This is a genomic window from Burkholderia sp. MS455, assembly GCF_016899445.1.
GTDB lineage: Bacteria > Pseudomonadota > Gammaproteobacteria > Burkholderiales > Burkholderiaceae > Burkholderia > Burkholderia pyrrocinia_C.
In genome coordinates, this window is record NZ_CP041779.1 from 2049796 (window position 1) to 2062754 (window position 12959).

The following is a 12959-nucleotide window of genomic DNA, read 5'->3' on the forward strand; positions in this document are numbered from 1 at the left end:
CTACGCATCCGCCAGCACGTCGGCCGCGTGATAGGACGAGCGCACGAGCGGACCGGCAACGACTTCCCTGAAACCGAGCGCCAGCGCCTCGTCGCGCCACGCGGCGAATGCGTCCGGGCTCACGTAGCGCCGCACCGGCAGATGGTGCTCGGACGGCGCCATATACTGGCCGAGCGTCAGCACGTCGACTTCGTGCGCGCGCAGGTCGCGCAGCGTGTCGCGCACCTCGTCGTCGCGCTCGCCGAGCCCGAGCATCAGCCCCGACTTCGTCACGAGCGTCGGCCGCGCGGCCTTCGCCTGCGCGAGCAGTGCGAGCGAGCCGCGATAGTCGGCGCCCGGCCGCGCCGCGCGATACAGCGACGGCACCGTCTCGATGTTGTGGTTGAACACGTCCGGCCAGGCCGACGACAGCGCGTCGAGCGCGCGCGCGACGCGGCCGCGGAAGTCCGGCGTCAGCACCTCGACGCCGATACCCGGCACGCTCGCGCGCACCGCCGCGATGCACGCGGCGAAATGCGCGGCGCCGCCGTCGCGCAGGTCGTCGCGGTCGACCGACGTGATCACGACGTAGCGCAGCCCGAGCGCCGCGACCGCATCGGCCAGCCGCGCGGGCTCGTCGGGATCGAGCGGCTCGGGACGGCCGTGCGCGACGTCGCAGAACGGGCAACGTCGCGTGCACAGCCCGCCCATGATCATGAAGGTCGCGGTGCGCTGCGCGAAGCATTCGCCGATGTTCGGGCACATCGCCTCCTCGCAGACGGAATGCAGCCGATGGTCGCGCAGCACGGCAGCCATGTCGGCCACCGCCGCGCTCATCATCGGCCGCGCGCGCAGCCACGGCGGCTTCGGCAGCGCCGCGCCGGCCGCGGGCTCGACGCGCACCGGAATGCGCGCGAGCTTGTCGCGGCTTCTCGCGCCCGGCTGGCCGAGCGCCGTGAGGCTGGGTCGTTCGAGCGCGGCGGCCATCGTCAGTCTCCGAGAAACGCGACGATCAGGCGGTTCACGTCGGCGGCCGCCTCCATCTGCACCATGTGCCCGCTGCCGGCGATCACCTCGGCGCGCACGCCGTCCGGCAAGCCCCGCGCGTGCTGCGCGGGGATCACCTGGTCGCGCTCGCCCCAGATCACGAGCGTGCGCGGCGCGAGCGACGCGAGCCGGTCGCGGAACACGCGCCGCTGCGCCGCGCCGTCGAACGCGGCGTTCGCGATTTTCTCCAGCGCGGCCTGTACGCCTTCGAGCCGCTTGTACTTGACGAGATCCTCGACGAGCTGCCGCGTCACGAGCGCGTTGTCCGCGAACAGCGCACCGAGGTGCGGCTTCAGCGTGTTGCGGCTGTTGCCGGCGACGAAGCCGTCGATATAGACGCGGTTGATGTCGGTGCCGAGCCCCGCGCTCGCGATCAGCGTCAGCGACGCGACGCGCTGCGGCGCGCGTTCGGCCGCGGCCATCGCGACCGCGCCGCCCATCGAATGGCCGATCAGGTGCGCGCGGTCGATGTGCTGCGCATCGAGCAGCGCGAGCACCGCGTCCGCCAACTCATCGAGACTGCCCGTGTCGACCGCCTTGCCCGACTCGCCATGACCGGGCAAGTCGAGCGCCCATACGGGCCGGTGCGCGGCGAGGTCCGCGTGATTGAACAGCCAGTTGTTCAGGTCGCCGCCGAAGCCGTGGATCAGCACGGCGGGCGTGCCCGCGCCGTCGCCGAGCTTCAGGAAGCGCACCGTACGGCCGCCGATCTGCGCCTTCTCGGGCTGCGGGCCCGCCGCTTCGTCCGATGCCGCGCTCGGCACGAAATCGCGCTGGAACTCGGCGATCGCCGCATCGATGTCGGCATCGCTCGCGTCGGCCGCTGCGACGACGCCGAGCAGCGCGCCGACCGGCAGCGTTTCGCCTTCCTGCGCGACCTGCCGGCGCAGCGTGCCGTCGAACGCACATTCGACGCCCGACGAGATCTTGTCGGTCTCGACGTCGAGCACTTCGTCGCCCTTCGTCACGCGTTCGCCGATCGCCTTCAGCCAGCCGTTGACCTGCCCCTGCTCCATCGACAGCCCCCACTTGGGCATCGTGATCATGTGAATCGACATCGTGTCAGCTCCTCGTCTTCAGGACCGCCTGCGCAATCGCATCGGCGGACGGGATATACAGGTCTTCCAGCACGCTCGCGAACGGCGCGGGCGTATGCGGCGCGGTCACGAGCTCGATCGGCGCCTTGAGCGTTCGGAACGCGCGCTGTGCGACGAGCGCGGCGATGTCGGTCGCGATCGAGCAGCGCGGGTTCGCTTCGTCGACGACCACCACGCGCCCGGTGCGCGCCGCGCTTTCGAGGATGGTTTCCTCGTCGAGCGGCGACGTCGTGCGCAGGTCGATCACGTCGACCTGGATACCGTCCTTCGCGAGCTTCGCGGCCGCATCCATCGCGAGATGCACCATCCTGCCGTACGTGACGATGGTCGCGTCGTCGCCGTCGCGCATCACGTTCGCCTCGCCGAACGGAATCGCATAGGACTCCTCCGGCACGTCGCCCTCGCGCGTGTAAAGCAGCTTGTGCTCGAGGAAGATCACGGGATCGTCGTCGCGGATCGCCTGGATCAGCAGCCCCTTCGCGTCGTACGGCGTCGACGGGCACACGACCTTCAGCCCCGGGATGTGCGTGAACAGCGACGTGAGCATCTGCGAGTGCTGCGCGGCCGCGCGCAGCCCGGCGCCGTACATCGCGCGGATCACGACCGGCGTCACCGCCTTGCCGCCGAACATGTAGCGGAATTTCGCGGCCTGGTTGAAGATCTGGTCGAAGCACACGCCCATGAAATCGATGAACATCAGTTCCGCGACGGGCCGCATCCCGCACGCGGCCGCGCCGACCGCCGCGCCGATGTAGCCGCCTTCGGACAGCGGCGTATCGAGCACGCGCCCCGGAAACTTGTGGAACAGCCCCTTCGTCACGCCGAGCACGCCGCCCCACGCGTCGTCCTCGCCCGGCGCGCCCGCGCCGCCCGCATTGTCCTCGCCCATCACGATCACGCTGTCGTCGCGCGCCATCTCCTGCGCGAGCGCCTCGTTGATCGCCTGCGAATAAGTGATCTTCCTTGCCATGTCTGTCTCCTGGTATGTTCGGTTCGCCGTGCCGGCTGCGGTGTCAGGCCGCGCTCACGGATACGACACGTAGACGTCGGTCAGCAGGTCGGCCGCGTCGGGCAGCGGCGCGGCCTTCGCCTGCGCGACCGCGTCGTCGATCAGCGCCTTCACCTGGGCGTCGACCGCGCGCAGATCGTCGGTCGTCAGCGCTTCGGCGCGCACGACACGCGTCTCGAAATGCTTCAGGCAGTCCTTCTCGTCGCGCAGCTTCTGCACCTCGCCGGGTGCGCGGTAGGTCTGCGCATCGCCTTCGAAATGGCCGAAATAGCGCGTGAACTTCACCTCGACGAGCGTCGGGCCGCCGCCGTTGCGCGCACGCTCGACGGCCTCGCCGAGCGCTTCGTGCACCGCGAAGAAGTCGAAGCCGTCGACGATCACGCCCGGCATCCCGAACCCGTTCGCGCGATCGGCGATGTTGTCGGTCGCGACCGACCAGCTCGACGACGTCGCTTCCGCATAACCGTTGTTTTCGGCGACGAAGATCGCGGGCAGCCGCCACACCGACGCGAGGTTCATCGATTCGAAGATCACGCCCTGGTTCGACGCACCGTCGCCGAAGAAGCACACGCCGACGCCGCCGGTCTTCCGGTGCTTCGCCGCGAGCGCCGCGCCGCACACGAGCGGGCCGCCCGCGCCGACGATCCCGTTCGCGCCGAGCATCCCCATCGACAGGTCGGCGATGTGCATCGAGCCGCCCTTGCCGTGGCAGACGCCGGTCTTCTTGCCATAGATCTCGGCCATCATCCCGCGCACGTCGACGCCCTTCGCGATGCAATGGCCGTGGCCGCGGTGCGTGGTCGCGACGTAGTCGGCGAGGCCGAGGTGCAGCATCGTACCGACCGCGGACGCTTCCTCGCCCGCGTACAGGTGAACGAAGCCGGGGATTTCTCCGGTCGCGAATTCGACGTGCAGGCGTTCCTCGAATTCGCGGATCGTGCGCATCAGCCGGTATGCGTCCAGCAGCTTGTCCCTGCTGAGCTGGGTCGAAACGGTCATGTGTGTCTCCTGGGTAGGTCTGACTGCGAATGCCGCCGCGGCCGTGCCGCGGCGACGGATTGCACGGCCTGCGGCCGTCAGTGGAACGTGAAGCCGCCGTCGATGTTCACGGCCTGGCCGGTCACGTTGTCCATCGGTGCCTCCTTGACGATCGTCATGGATGTCGAAATGTCGTTCGGAAAAACGGAGGCTCAGTTGCGCCATGCGCCGGCATCGCGCAGCAATTGCCGCGAAGACGCGTAGCGCAGCGTGCGGCCGACGTCGACCGTCAGCGGCCCGCGCCAGTCGAGCGAAATCTCGTAGCGATCGCCGCGCGCAACCTCGATCTCGCGCTCGCCGTCGAACGCGAGCGTGCCGCGCTCGAACGGGATCGTCTGCCACGCGCCCGGTTCGAGCCGCTCGCAGCTGCGCATCACGACGCGGTCGACGCGGCCCGGCGCAATCGGTGCGACGAGCGGCGTGCCGGCCGTCTTGCCTTCGTCCGCGAAGCGCATCGCGAGCCCGTGCGGCGCGCTGCGCTCGAGCGGTGCCCATGCGCCGCCGAGCGCGGACAGGCCGATGCCGTCCGGTTCCGCGAACGTCAGGTAGAGCGAGTCGATGTCGTCGGGCCCCGAAATCGCGCGGGCGCCGATGAAGCGCTGTCGCGCCGCGCACACGTCGACGAGCGCAATCTCTTCGCGCCCCGGCCGTGCACCCGCCACGCAGCGCACGACGAGCCGCTTGTTGCGCGTGAACGCAACCTCGGCCGGCACGGCGCCGGTCGCGACGAGTCCGGCCGCGACGCCTGCGACGGTCGCCTCGCGATGTTCGGGAAAGGCGTTGTTGGTGCCGGTGGACAGCGCGACGAGCGGCGTCGCGCCGCAATGCGCGGCCACCGCGCGATGGGTGCCGTCGCCGCCGAGCACGACGATCAGCGCGACTTCCATCCGGTGCAGGTACGCGGCGCCGGCGTGCGTATCGGCGACGGTATCCGTGATCGGCAGGTCGATGAACTCGACCTCGGGCCAGCGCTCGTGCGGCGCGACCGCGCGATGCGTATCGAGCGCGCGCAGCAGCAGCGTCGCGATGCCCGTCCGGTCGCGCAGCGTCAGCACGCGCTCGACGCCCATCGCGCCGAGGCCGGCCAGCAGGCGCACGATCATGTTCGCCTTCTCCGCCGTCGGAAACACGGATGCATGCGTCGTGAGGCGGCGGATGTCGCGCCCCGATGCGGGGTTCGCGATCACACCGACGGTAACGGGCGTCGTCACGGGTTTGTCTCCATCCAGTTGACCGGCAGCGGCGCATTGGCGCCCGCTCCGGCCCTGCCTGTTTCGTCCGCTGCCATCGACGGGCTGCGGATCGTCGTCGCCGACGCGACTGCGCCGGACTTGCCCGTGATCTCTGCAAGCGGCGTGCCATCGTGTGTGCAATGACCGCGAAACCCGCGCGCACGCTGGCGCGGCGGGCATGCACGTGTTCCGGGTTCGCGACCGTGACCACGCAGCACGTGGCGAATCCACCCGTGCGTCTCACGTCGTCGTTGCGACGACGCGCTCGTCGCGACGCCTGCGCAAGCGCGCCGCGCTGCCTGCAAACCCTGCGTCGATGCGGCGTGGCGCATGCCGCGACAAGCCGGACGACCGCTGCGCGCCACGCATGCGGGCGTCTCAACCGCGCGAGACCGGGCGAGAGACACGTGAGACGAACGTCTCACGCGTGCTGCGTGCTGCGATGCAATGTGATCCGCCGGACCGGATGTGCTACAAGAACATCGAATTCCCCGCCGTACGGAACCGGAGCCGACCATGCCCTACGCCGTCCCCCAGGCCCAGCACGCCGACCGTGTGCTCGGCGCGCTCGCCGGACGCCTGCCCGCGCCGGCCGATTCCGCGCGCCTCGTGTCGTCGTGGCAACGTTCGCTGGAGCGCTACTGCCTCGACCCCGCTTCGTCGATCGGCCCGCGCGTGCTGACCGCGTCCGAGCTGCGCGAAGTGCGCGACAAGGAGGAAGCCTTCCTGCGTGCGTCGGGCCAGTGCCTGACGCGGCTGCACGACATGATCCGCGTCGCCGACTACTGCGTGATGCTGACCGACGCGCACGGCGTGACGATCGACTACCGGATCGACCGCGAGCGCCGCAACGACTTCCGCCATGCGGGGCTGCACATCGGCTCGTGCTGGTCGGAAAGCGAGGAAGGAACGTGCGGCGTCGCGAGCGTGCTGACCGATCTCGCGCCGATCACCGTGCACAAGACCGATCACTTTCGCGCGGCGTTCACGACGCTCACCTGCAGCGCGGCGCCGATCTTCTCCCCGGGCGGCGAACTGATCGGCGTGCTCGACGCGTCGGCCGTCCATTCGCCCGACGGCCGCGACAGCCAGCGCCTCGTCTACCAGCTCGTGCGGCAAAGCGCGGCGCTGATCGAGGACGGCTACTTCGTGCACAGCACCGCGCAGCACTGGATATTGTTCGGGCATCCGAACCGTCACTACGTCGAAGCGCAACCCGAGTGGCTGATCGCGTTCGACGAATGCGGCAATATCGTCGCCGCGAACCGGCAGGCTCGCGACGCGCTGCCGGCGCTGCGCGAACCGCGCCATATCGACGAGATCTTCGACGCAACCGAGATGCCGCTGCGCGATGCCGCGCGGCTCGACACGATCGTCGCGCTGCGGCTGCGCGCGACCGGCGCACCGCTCTATGCGCGGCTGCGTGCGCCGCTACGACGCGCCGGCCGCGAGCCCGGCACGGTAGCGCGGCGCGCGGGCACCGCGCCACGCCACGTCGGCGCGCTGACGCCGTTCCTGCACAGCAGCGACGCGCACATCGCGCAACAGGCCGAGCTCGCGCTGCGGGTCGCGAGCAAGCGGCTGCCAATTCTCGTGCTCGGCGAGACCGGTGCGGGCAAGGAAGTATTCGCGCGCGCGATCCACGACGCCGGTGCGCGGCGCGCGCGGCCGTTCGTCGCCGTCAACTGCGGCGCGCTGCCGGAAGCATTGATCGAGAGCGAACTGTTCGGCTATGCGGCCGGCGCGTTCACCGGCGCACGCAAGCACGGCGCGCGCGGCAAGATCGCGCTTGCCGACGGCGGCACGCTGTTTCTCGACGAAATCGGCGACATGCCGCTCGCGCTGCAGACACGGCTGTTGCGCGTGCTCGCCGACGGCGAGGTCGTGCCGCTCGGCAGCGACACGCCCGTGCGCGTCGACCTCGACGTGATCTGCGCGACGCACCGCGATCTCGCGCGCATGGTGGCCGACGGCACGTTCCGCGAAGATCTGTATTACCGGCTGAGCGGCGCGACGTTCGAACTGCCGCCGCTGCGCGAGCGCGCAGACGTGCGCGACGTGATTGCCGCCGTGTTCGCCGAGGAAGCGCAGGCGACCGGCCACGTACTCACGCTCGACGCGACGCTCGCCGAACAGCTCGCCGCCTATCCGTGGCCCGGCAACGTACGGCAGCTGCGCAACGTGCTGCGCTATGCGTGCGCGGTGTGCGACACGGCGCGCGTGACGCGGCGCGACCTGCCGGCCGACCTCGCCGCACAGCTCGGCGGCGCCCCGGCCGGCGCACTGCCCGACGACGAGCGCGGCCGCATCGTCGCGGCGCTCACCGCGCACCGCTGGCGGCCCGACGCGGCCGCGCAGGCGCTCGGCATCTCGCGCGCGACGCTGTACCGGCGGATCGCTAAACACCGGATCGTCGCGCCGCACCGCGCTTGACGCGCGGGCGCGACCGGCATCATGCCGCGTGCGCGGCCGCTTCGCTTGCGTTCCCGGCCTCACCGGCCGCTTCGTCGCGCTGTGCGAACACCTCGTGCGCGGCGAACAGCGCGTTGAGCGCGGCCGGGAAACCGGCGTAGACGGCCATCTGCATGAACACCTCGACGATCTCGTCGCGCGTGCAGCCGACGTTCAGCGCGGCCTCGATATGCACCTTCAACTGCGGCTGCGCATTGCCGAGCGCGGCCAGCGCCGCGATCGTCGCGATCTCGCGCGCTTTCAGGTCGAGCTGCGGCCGGCTGTAGATGTCGCCGAAACCGAACTCGACCAGGAGCCGCCCGAAATCCGGCGCGATCGGTGCAAGCGCCGCAATCACGCGTTCGCCCACTTCGCCGTCGATTTCCTTCAGTTTGTTCCAGCCGCGCGTATAACGATCTTCAACGAGTTGTTCCATCGTGTCCGTCCTGTTCCGATTGAGAGTGAGAAGGTGTCGCCCGTCGTTCCATATCGCGTTCCCGCGCCTCGTAGTACGCGATCTTGTCGCCGATCGCGTCGAGGCTCGCCTGCAGCTCCGCGATATGCACCCGCACCGCGTCGCGATGCGCAACCAGCAACCGGCGCCGCGCACCGAACGTCGGCTCGCCTTGCGCGCGCAGCGCCGCGAACTGCTGCATCTGCGCGATCGGCATGCCGGTCGCCTTCAGGCGCATCACAAACGCCAGCCAGTCAAGGTCGGCCGGCGCATAGAGCCGGTGCCCGGCCGCCGTGCGCGAAATCGCGCGCAGCAGGCCGGCCTGCTCGTAATACCGCAGCGTATGCGTCGACACGCCGGTCAGCTCGGCGACTTGCCCGATCGTCAGCGGACCGGTGGCGGAAGGTTTGGATACGGTTTTCGACATGGCAGGAACAAGGTTAGGAGTTAGAGTTCACTCTAAGTCAAGCCCTGTCGAACAGCCAGCGTCGCGATAACCCGCGATCCCCCCCGATACCGTAAAGAATGGTCAAAAACGCCGCCCGGCGCGGCTTTCGGCCTTTACAGCGACGCAAGCCTTCAGCAAGATTCGGTCAGCCTGTCTTAAAAAGGGCACGCATTTGTCCTATGCTTAACGGCGACGCCCGGCCAGGCCTCGCCCCGCCGTCCGTTGCAACAGCCATTCATCCGTCAGAACCAGGGAGCCTTTGCCATGCTGAAAAAGCTGCTGATGCTGTTCGTCGCGCTATCGCTGTCGCTCGCCGCAGGCTTTGCCGCGGCCGTCGAAGTCAACACGGCCGACCAGGCCGCGCTCGAAGCCGTGAAGGGTCTCGGGCCCGTCAAGTCGAAGGCGATCATCGACGAACGCACCAAGAACGGCCCATTCAAGGACGCCGACGATCTCGCAAATCGGGTGAAGGGCCTCGGCACGAAATCGGTCGGGCATCTCGAGGAAAACGGCCTGACGATCGGCGGCTCGTCGACGCCGCCGAAAGGCGTGAAGCTGTCGAAGCCGGCCGCGACGACGTCGGCCACCACATCGGCAACGACGTCGGCAGGCACCGCATCGACGTCCACCACGGCGACGGCCGGCACGACGGCTACGGCGCCGGCCCCGGCGGCAAGCGCGCCGGAAGCGGCAACGAAGCCGGCGAAGACCAAGCGCGCGTCGAAGAAGGAAAAGGCGGCAGCGGCCGCAGCGGCATCCGCCGACGCGGGTGCGAGCGCACCGGCCGCAGCGTCGTCCGCGAAGGCGGCGAAGGGCTCGAAGAAAAAGAGCAAGAAGGACAAGGCAGCCTCCGCCGCCGCGGCGTCGGGCGCCTGATGTGCGCCGCGCGCGCGACGGCGTGCGCGCGGCATTCGTTCAACGGGCGCCCTTATTGCGGCGCCCTTATCGGTAAAGGTGAAGAACCATGGGTCTCCTCGACATCGTAGGCGGTCTGATCGGCGGCCAGGCCGGCGGCAACTCGCAAAGCGCGCTCATCGCGACCGCGCTCGAATTCATCAACAACCAGCCGGGCGGCCTGAACGGCCTGATCGAGAAGTTCCAGAAAGGCGGCGCCGGCGAGGTCATCGGCTCATGGGTCGGCACCGGCGAGAACCAGCCGATCTCGGCCGACATGCTGCAGAACGTGCTCGGCTCGGACGTCGTCGGTTCACTCGCGAGCAAGATCGGCATCGATCCGGGTCAGGCCTCGTCGATCCTCGCGCAGGTGCTGCCGCACGTCGTCAACAGCGCGACGCCGAACGGCGAAGTGCCGGCCGGCGGCCAGATCGATACGTCGAACGTGCTCGGCACGCTGACGCAGCTCGCCGGCATGTTCGGCGGCAACAAGCAGGCCTGAGCCCGCGCCGCTTCGCGGCCCCCGCTTCATGGCCCAATCGGGCCGCTCCATATGCAAACACCCCGCCGAGGCGGGGTGTTTGTTTTTGCGCGCCCGGCGCGAACCGGGCGTGCGGCCGGTGGCCGGCGTTCAGTGAACGACGCGGTCGAACACGAACTTGCCGTCGTTGACGTCGACCGGAATCACGTCCTTCGGACCGAAGCGGCCCGCGAGGATGAGCTTCGCGACCGGGTTCTCGATCTCCTGCTGGATCGCGCGCTTCAGCGGCCGCGCGCCGAACACCGGATCGTAGCCGACCTTCGCGATCTGCTCGAGCGCCGCTTCCGACACGTCGAGCGCCATGTCGAGCTTCGCGAGCCGGTCGTGCAGGCGCGCGAGCTGGATCTTCGCGATCGACTCGATGTTGCTGCGGTCGAGCGCATGGAACACGACGACGTCGTCGATCCGGTTCAGGAACTCGGGGCGGAAATGCTGCTTCACCTCGATCCACACCGCGTCCTTGATCTCGTCCTGCGGCGCACCGGTCATCGCCTGGATCACCTGCGAGCCGAGGTTCGACGTCATCACGATCACCGTGTTCTTGAAGTCGACCGTGCGCCCCTGCCCGTCCGTCATGCGGCCGTCGTCGAGCACCTGCAGCAGCACGTTGAACACGTCCGGATGCGCCTTCTCGATCTCGTCGAGCAGGATCACGCTGTACGGCTTGCGGCGCACGGCTTCCGTCAGGTAGCCGCCTTCCTCGTAGCCGACGTAGCCCGGCGGCGCGCCGATCAGCCGCGCGACGCTGTGCTTCTCCATGAACTCGCTCATGTCGATGCGGATCAGGTGCTCTTCCGAATCGAACAGGAACGACGCCAGCGCCTTGCACAGCTCGGTCTTGCCGACACCCGTCGGGCCGAGGAACAGGAACGAGCCGTACGGACGGTTCGGATCGGCGAGACCCGCGCGCGAACGGCGGATCGCGTCGGCCACCGCGCTGATCGCCTCGTCCTGGCCGACCACGCGCTCATGCAGCTTTTCCTCGATGTGCAGCAGCTTCTCGCGTTCGCCCTGCATCATCCGCGACACGGGAATTCCCGTCGAACGCGACACGACTTCCGCGATTTCCTCGGCGCCGACCTGCGTGCGCAGCAGGCGCGGACGCGTCGGGTTGTGCTGCTCCTGCTCTTCGGCCTGCGTGACCTGCTTCAGTTGTGCCTCGAGCTGCGGCAGCTTGCCGTACTGCAGCTCCGCGACCTTCTCCAGCTTGCCTTCACGCTGCAGCCGCGCGATGTCCGCCCGCGCCTTCTCGATCTCTTCCTTGAGCTGCGCGCTGCCCTGCACCGCGGCCTTCTCGGCGGTCCAGATTTCCTCGAGATCCGAATACTCGCGGCCGAGCCGCTCGATCTCTTCCTCGATCAGCTGCAGGCGCTTCTGCGACGCTTCGTCCTGCTCCTTCTTCACGGCTTCGCGCTCGATCTTCAGCTGGATCAGCCGGCGGTCGAGCTTGTCCATCTCTTCGGGCTTCGAATCGATTTCCATCTTGATCTTCGAAGCGGCTTCGTCGATCAGGTCGATCGCCTTGTCGGGCAGGAAGCGGTCGGTGATGTAGCGATGCGACAACTCGGCCGCGGCCACGATCGCCGGGTCGGTGATGTCGACGCCGTGGTGCAGTTCGTACTTCTCCTGCAGCCCGCGCAGGATCGCGATCGTCGCCTCGACGCTCGGCTCGTCGACGAGCACCTTCTGGAAGCGGCGCTCGAGCGCGGCATCCTTCTCGATGTACTTGCGGTATTCGTCGAGCGTGGTCGCGCCGATGCAATGCAGCTCGCCGCGCGACAGCGCCGGCTTCAGCATGTTGCCCGCATCCATCGCGCCTTCGGCCTTGCCCGCGCCGACCATCGTGTGGATCTCGTCGATGAAGACGATCGTCTGGCCTTCGTCCTTCGCGATGTCGTTGAGCACGGCCTTCAGGCGCTCCTCGAACTCGCCGCGGTACTTCGCGCCGGCGAGCAGCGCGGCCATGTCGAGCGACAGCACGCGCTTGCCCTTCAGCGTCTCGGGCACTTCGCCGTTGACGATCCGCTGCGCGAGCCCTTCGACGATCGCGGTCTTGCCGACGCCCGGCTCGCCGATCAGCACCGGGTTGTTCTTCGTGCGGCGCTGCAGGATCTGAATCGAGCGGCGGATTTCGTCGTCGCGGCCGATCACCGGATCGAGCTTGCCCGAACGGGCGCGCTCGGTCAGGTCGACCGTGTACTTCTTCAGCGCCTCACGCTGGCTTTCGGCATCCTGGCTGTGCACCTGCGAGCCGCCGCGCACCGCCGCGATCGCGGCTTCGAGCGCCTTGCGCGTGAGGCCGTGCTGACGCGCGAGCTTGCCGGCGTCGCCCTTGTCGTCGGACACGGCGAGCAGGAACATCTCGCTCGCGATGAACGTGTCGTTGAGCTTCTGCGCTTCCCTGTCGGCCTGGTTCAGCAGCCCGGCCAACTCGCGGCCGATCTGGATGTCGCCGCCCGTGCCCGTGACTTGCGGCAGGCGCGAGATCGCTTCGTTCAGCGCGCCTTGCAGCGCCTGCACGTGAACGCCCGCGCGCGACATCAGCGAACGGGCTGAACCGTCGTGCTGCGCGACCAGCGCCGCCAGTACGTGAACGGGTTCGATGTATTGATTGTCGCGGCCTGCCGCAAGGCTTTGCGCGTCCGCGAGTGCTTCCTGGAACTTGGTGGTGAGCTTGTCGATTCTCATTTTGTCGAGACCTCCAATTTTCGATTAACACCAAGATGAGGATGGTTATGCGGCTTTCAAGCGAAATTCGGGTTGATTCAG

Annotated in this window: 11 protein-coding genes; 3 read left to right on the top strand and 8 right to left on the bottom strand. The window is 68.6% G+C overall.

Going from position 1 to position 12959, the window contains the following annotated elements; genetic code table 11:
* The 5 genes from lipA to FPJ27_RS28540 all read right to left on the bottom strand — a co-directional run bounded on the left by lipA (nucleotide 1) and on the right by FPJ27_RS28540 (nucleotide 5381).
* Nucleotides 1–966 carry a lipoyl synthase gene (gene lipA / locus FPJ27_RS28520; protein WP_204423519.1) on the bottom strand — a complete coding sequence of 322 codons (966 nt, stop codon included), beginning with the start codon at nucleotides 964–966 and terminating at the stop codon, nucleotides 1–3.
* Nucleotides 967–968: 2 nt separating this feature from the next.
* Complete coding sequence (locus FPJ27_RS28525; protein WP_175960920.1) at nucleotides 969–2084, bottom strand: acetoin dehydrogenase dihydrolipoyllysine-residue acetyltransferase subunit; 1116 nt, start codon at nucleotides 2082–2084, stop codon at nucleotides 969–971.
* A gap of 4 nt (nucleotides 2085–2088) precedes the next feature.
* A complete protein-coding gene (locus FPJ27_RS28530; RefSeq protein ID WP_072437216.1) occupies nucleotides 2089–3093 on the bottom strand; it encodes an alpha-ketoacid dehydrogenase subunit beta in 1005 nt (334 codons plus the stop codon).
* A gap of 54 nt (nucleotides 3094–3147) precedes the next feature.
* Nucleotides 3148–4131: a thiamine pyrophosphate-dependent dehydrogenase E1 component subunit alpha gene (locus FPJ27_RS28535; RefSeq protein WP_072437215.1), complete on the bottom strand. Its 984-nt coding sequence runs from the start codon at nucleotides 4129–4131 to the stop codon at nucleotides 3148–3150.
* A 191-nt stretch (nucleotides 4132–4322) separates the two neighbouring features.
* Entirely contained in the window at nucleotides 4323–5381 is a 1059-nt protein-coding gene (locus FPJ27_RS28540) for an NAD(+)/NADH kinase (RefSeq protein WP_204423521.1), read from the bottom strand.
* A gap of 537 nt (nucleotides 5382–5918) precedes the next feature.
* Here FPJ27_RS28540 and FPJ27_RS28545 point away from each other — a divergent pair.
* Nucleotides 5919–7835: a sigma-54-dependent Fis family transcriptional regulator gene (locus tag FPJ27_RS28545; protein ID WP_204423523.1), complete on the top strand. Its 1917-nt coding sequence runs from the start codon at nucleotides 5919–5921 to the stop codon at nucleotides 7833–7835.
* Between the two features lie 19 nt (nucleotides 7836–7854).
* Here the strand turns inward: FPJ27_RS28545 and FPJ27_RS28550 are convergent, their stop codons facing one another.
* Both FPJ27_RS28550 and FPJ27_RS28555 read right to left on the bottom strand, forming a co-directional pair.
* Nucleotides 7855–8289, bottom strand: a complete 435-nt coding sequence (locus FPJ27_RS28550) for a carboxymuconolactone decarboxylase family protein (protein WP_204423526.1) — start codon at nucleotides 8287–8289, stop codon at nucleotides 7855–7857.
* A complete protein-coding gene (locus FPJ27_RS28555; RefSeq protein WP_204423528.1) occupies nucleotides 8273–8734 on the bottom strand; it encodes a MerR family transcriptional regulator in 462 nt (153 codons plus the stop codon). Before FPJ27_RS28555 ends, FPJ27_RS28550 begins: the two co-directional genes overlap by 17 nt.
* A gap of 285 nt (nucleotides 8735–9019) precedes the next feature.
* On the opposite strand from FPJ27_RS28555, the gene FPJ27_RS28560 reads away from it, so the two are divergent.
* A complete protein-coding gene (locus FPJ27_RS28560) occupies nucleotides 9020–9631 on the top strand; it encodes a helix-hairpin-helix domain-containing protein (RefSeq protein WP_072437210.1) in 612 nt (203 codons plus the stop codon).
* A gap of 88 nt (nucleotides 9632–9719) precedes the next feature.
* Nucleotides 9720–10151, top strand: coding sequence for a YidB family protein (locus FPJ27_RS28565; protein WP_204423530.1), 432 nt, complete (start codon nucleotides 9720–9722; stop codon nucleotides 10149–10151).
* A 129-nt stretch (nucleotides 10152–10280) separates the two neighbouring features.
* Here FPJ27_RS28565 and clpB read toward each other — a convergent pair whose 3' ends face one another.
* Nucleotides 10281–12878 (bottom strand): ATP-dependent chaperone ClpB, encoded by a 2598-nt coding sequence (clpB, locus tag FPJ27_RS28570; protein WP_072437208.1) that lies wholly within the window; start codon nucleotides 12876–12878, stop codon nucleotides 10281–10283.
* Nucleotides 12879–12959: the final 81 nt, after the last annotated feature.

What these genes read in the sequence shown, in the direction of transcription:
- FPJ27_RS28530 (WP_072437216.1), bottom strand. Translation starts at nt 3,093, where the DNA reads ATGGCAAGGAAGATCACTTATTCGCAGGCGATCAACGAGGCGCTCGCG.
- FPJ27_RS28560 (WP_072437210.1), top strand. Translation starts at nt 9,020, where the DNA reads ATGCTGAAAAAGCTGCTGATGCTGTTCGTCGCGCTATCGCTGTCGCTC.
- FPJ27_RS28565 (WP_204423530.1), top strand. Translation starts at nt 9,720, where the DNA reads ATGGGTCTCCTCGACATCGTAGGCGGTCTGATCGGCGGCCAGGCCGGC.
- FPJ27_RS28525 (WP_175960920.1), bottom strand. Translation starts at nt 2,084, where the DNA reads ATGTCGATTCACATGATCACGATGCCCAAGTGGGGGCTGTCGATGGAG.
- FPJ27_RS28545 (WP_204423523.1), top strand. Translation starts at nt 5,919, where the DNA reads ATGCCCTACGCCGTCCCCCAGGCCCAGCACGCCGACCGTGTGCTCGGC.
- FPJ27_RS28550 (WP_204423526.1), bottom strand. Translation starts at nt 8,289, where the DNA reads ATGGAACAACTCGTTGAAGATCGTTATACGCGCGGCTGGAACAAACTG.
- clpB (WP_072437208.1), bottom strand. Translation starts at nt 12,878, where the DNA reads ATGAGAATCGACAAGCTCACCACCAAGTTCCAGGAAGCACTCGCGGAC.
- lipA (WP_204423519.1), bottom strand. Translation starts at nt 966, where the DNA reads ATGGCCGCCGCGCTCGAACGACCCAGCCTCACGGCGCTCGGCCAGCCG.
- FPJ27_RS28535 (WP_072437215.1), bottom strand. Translation starts at nt 4,131, where the DNA reads ATGACCGTTTCGACCCAGCTCAGCAGGGACAAGCTGCTGGACGCATAC.
- FPJ27_RS28555 (WP_204423528.1), bottom strand. Translation starts at nt 8,734, where the DNA reads ATGTCGAAAACCGTATCCAAACCTTCCGCCACCGGTCCGCTGACGATC.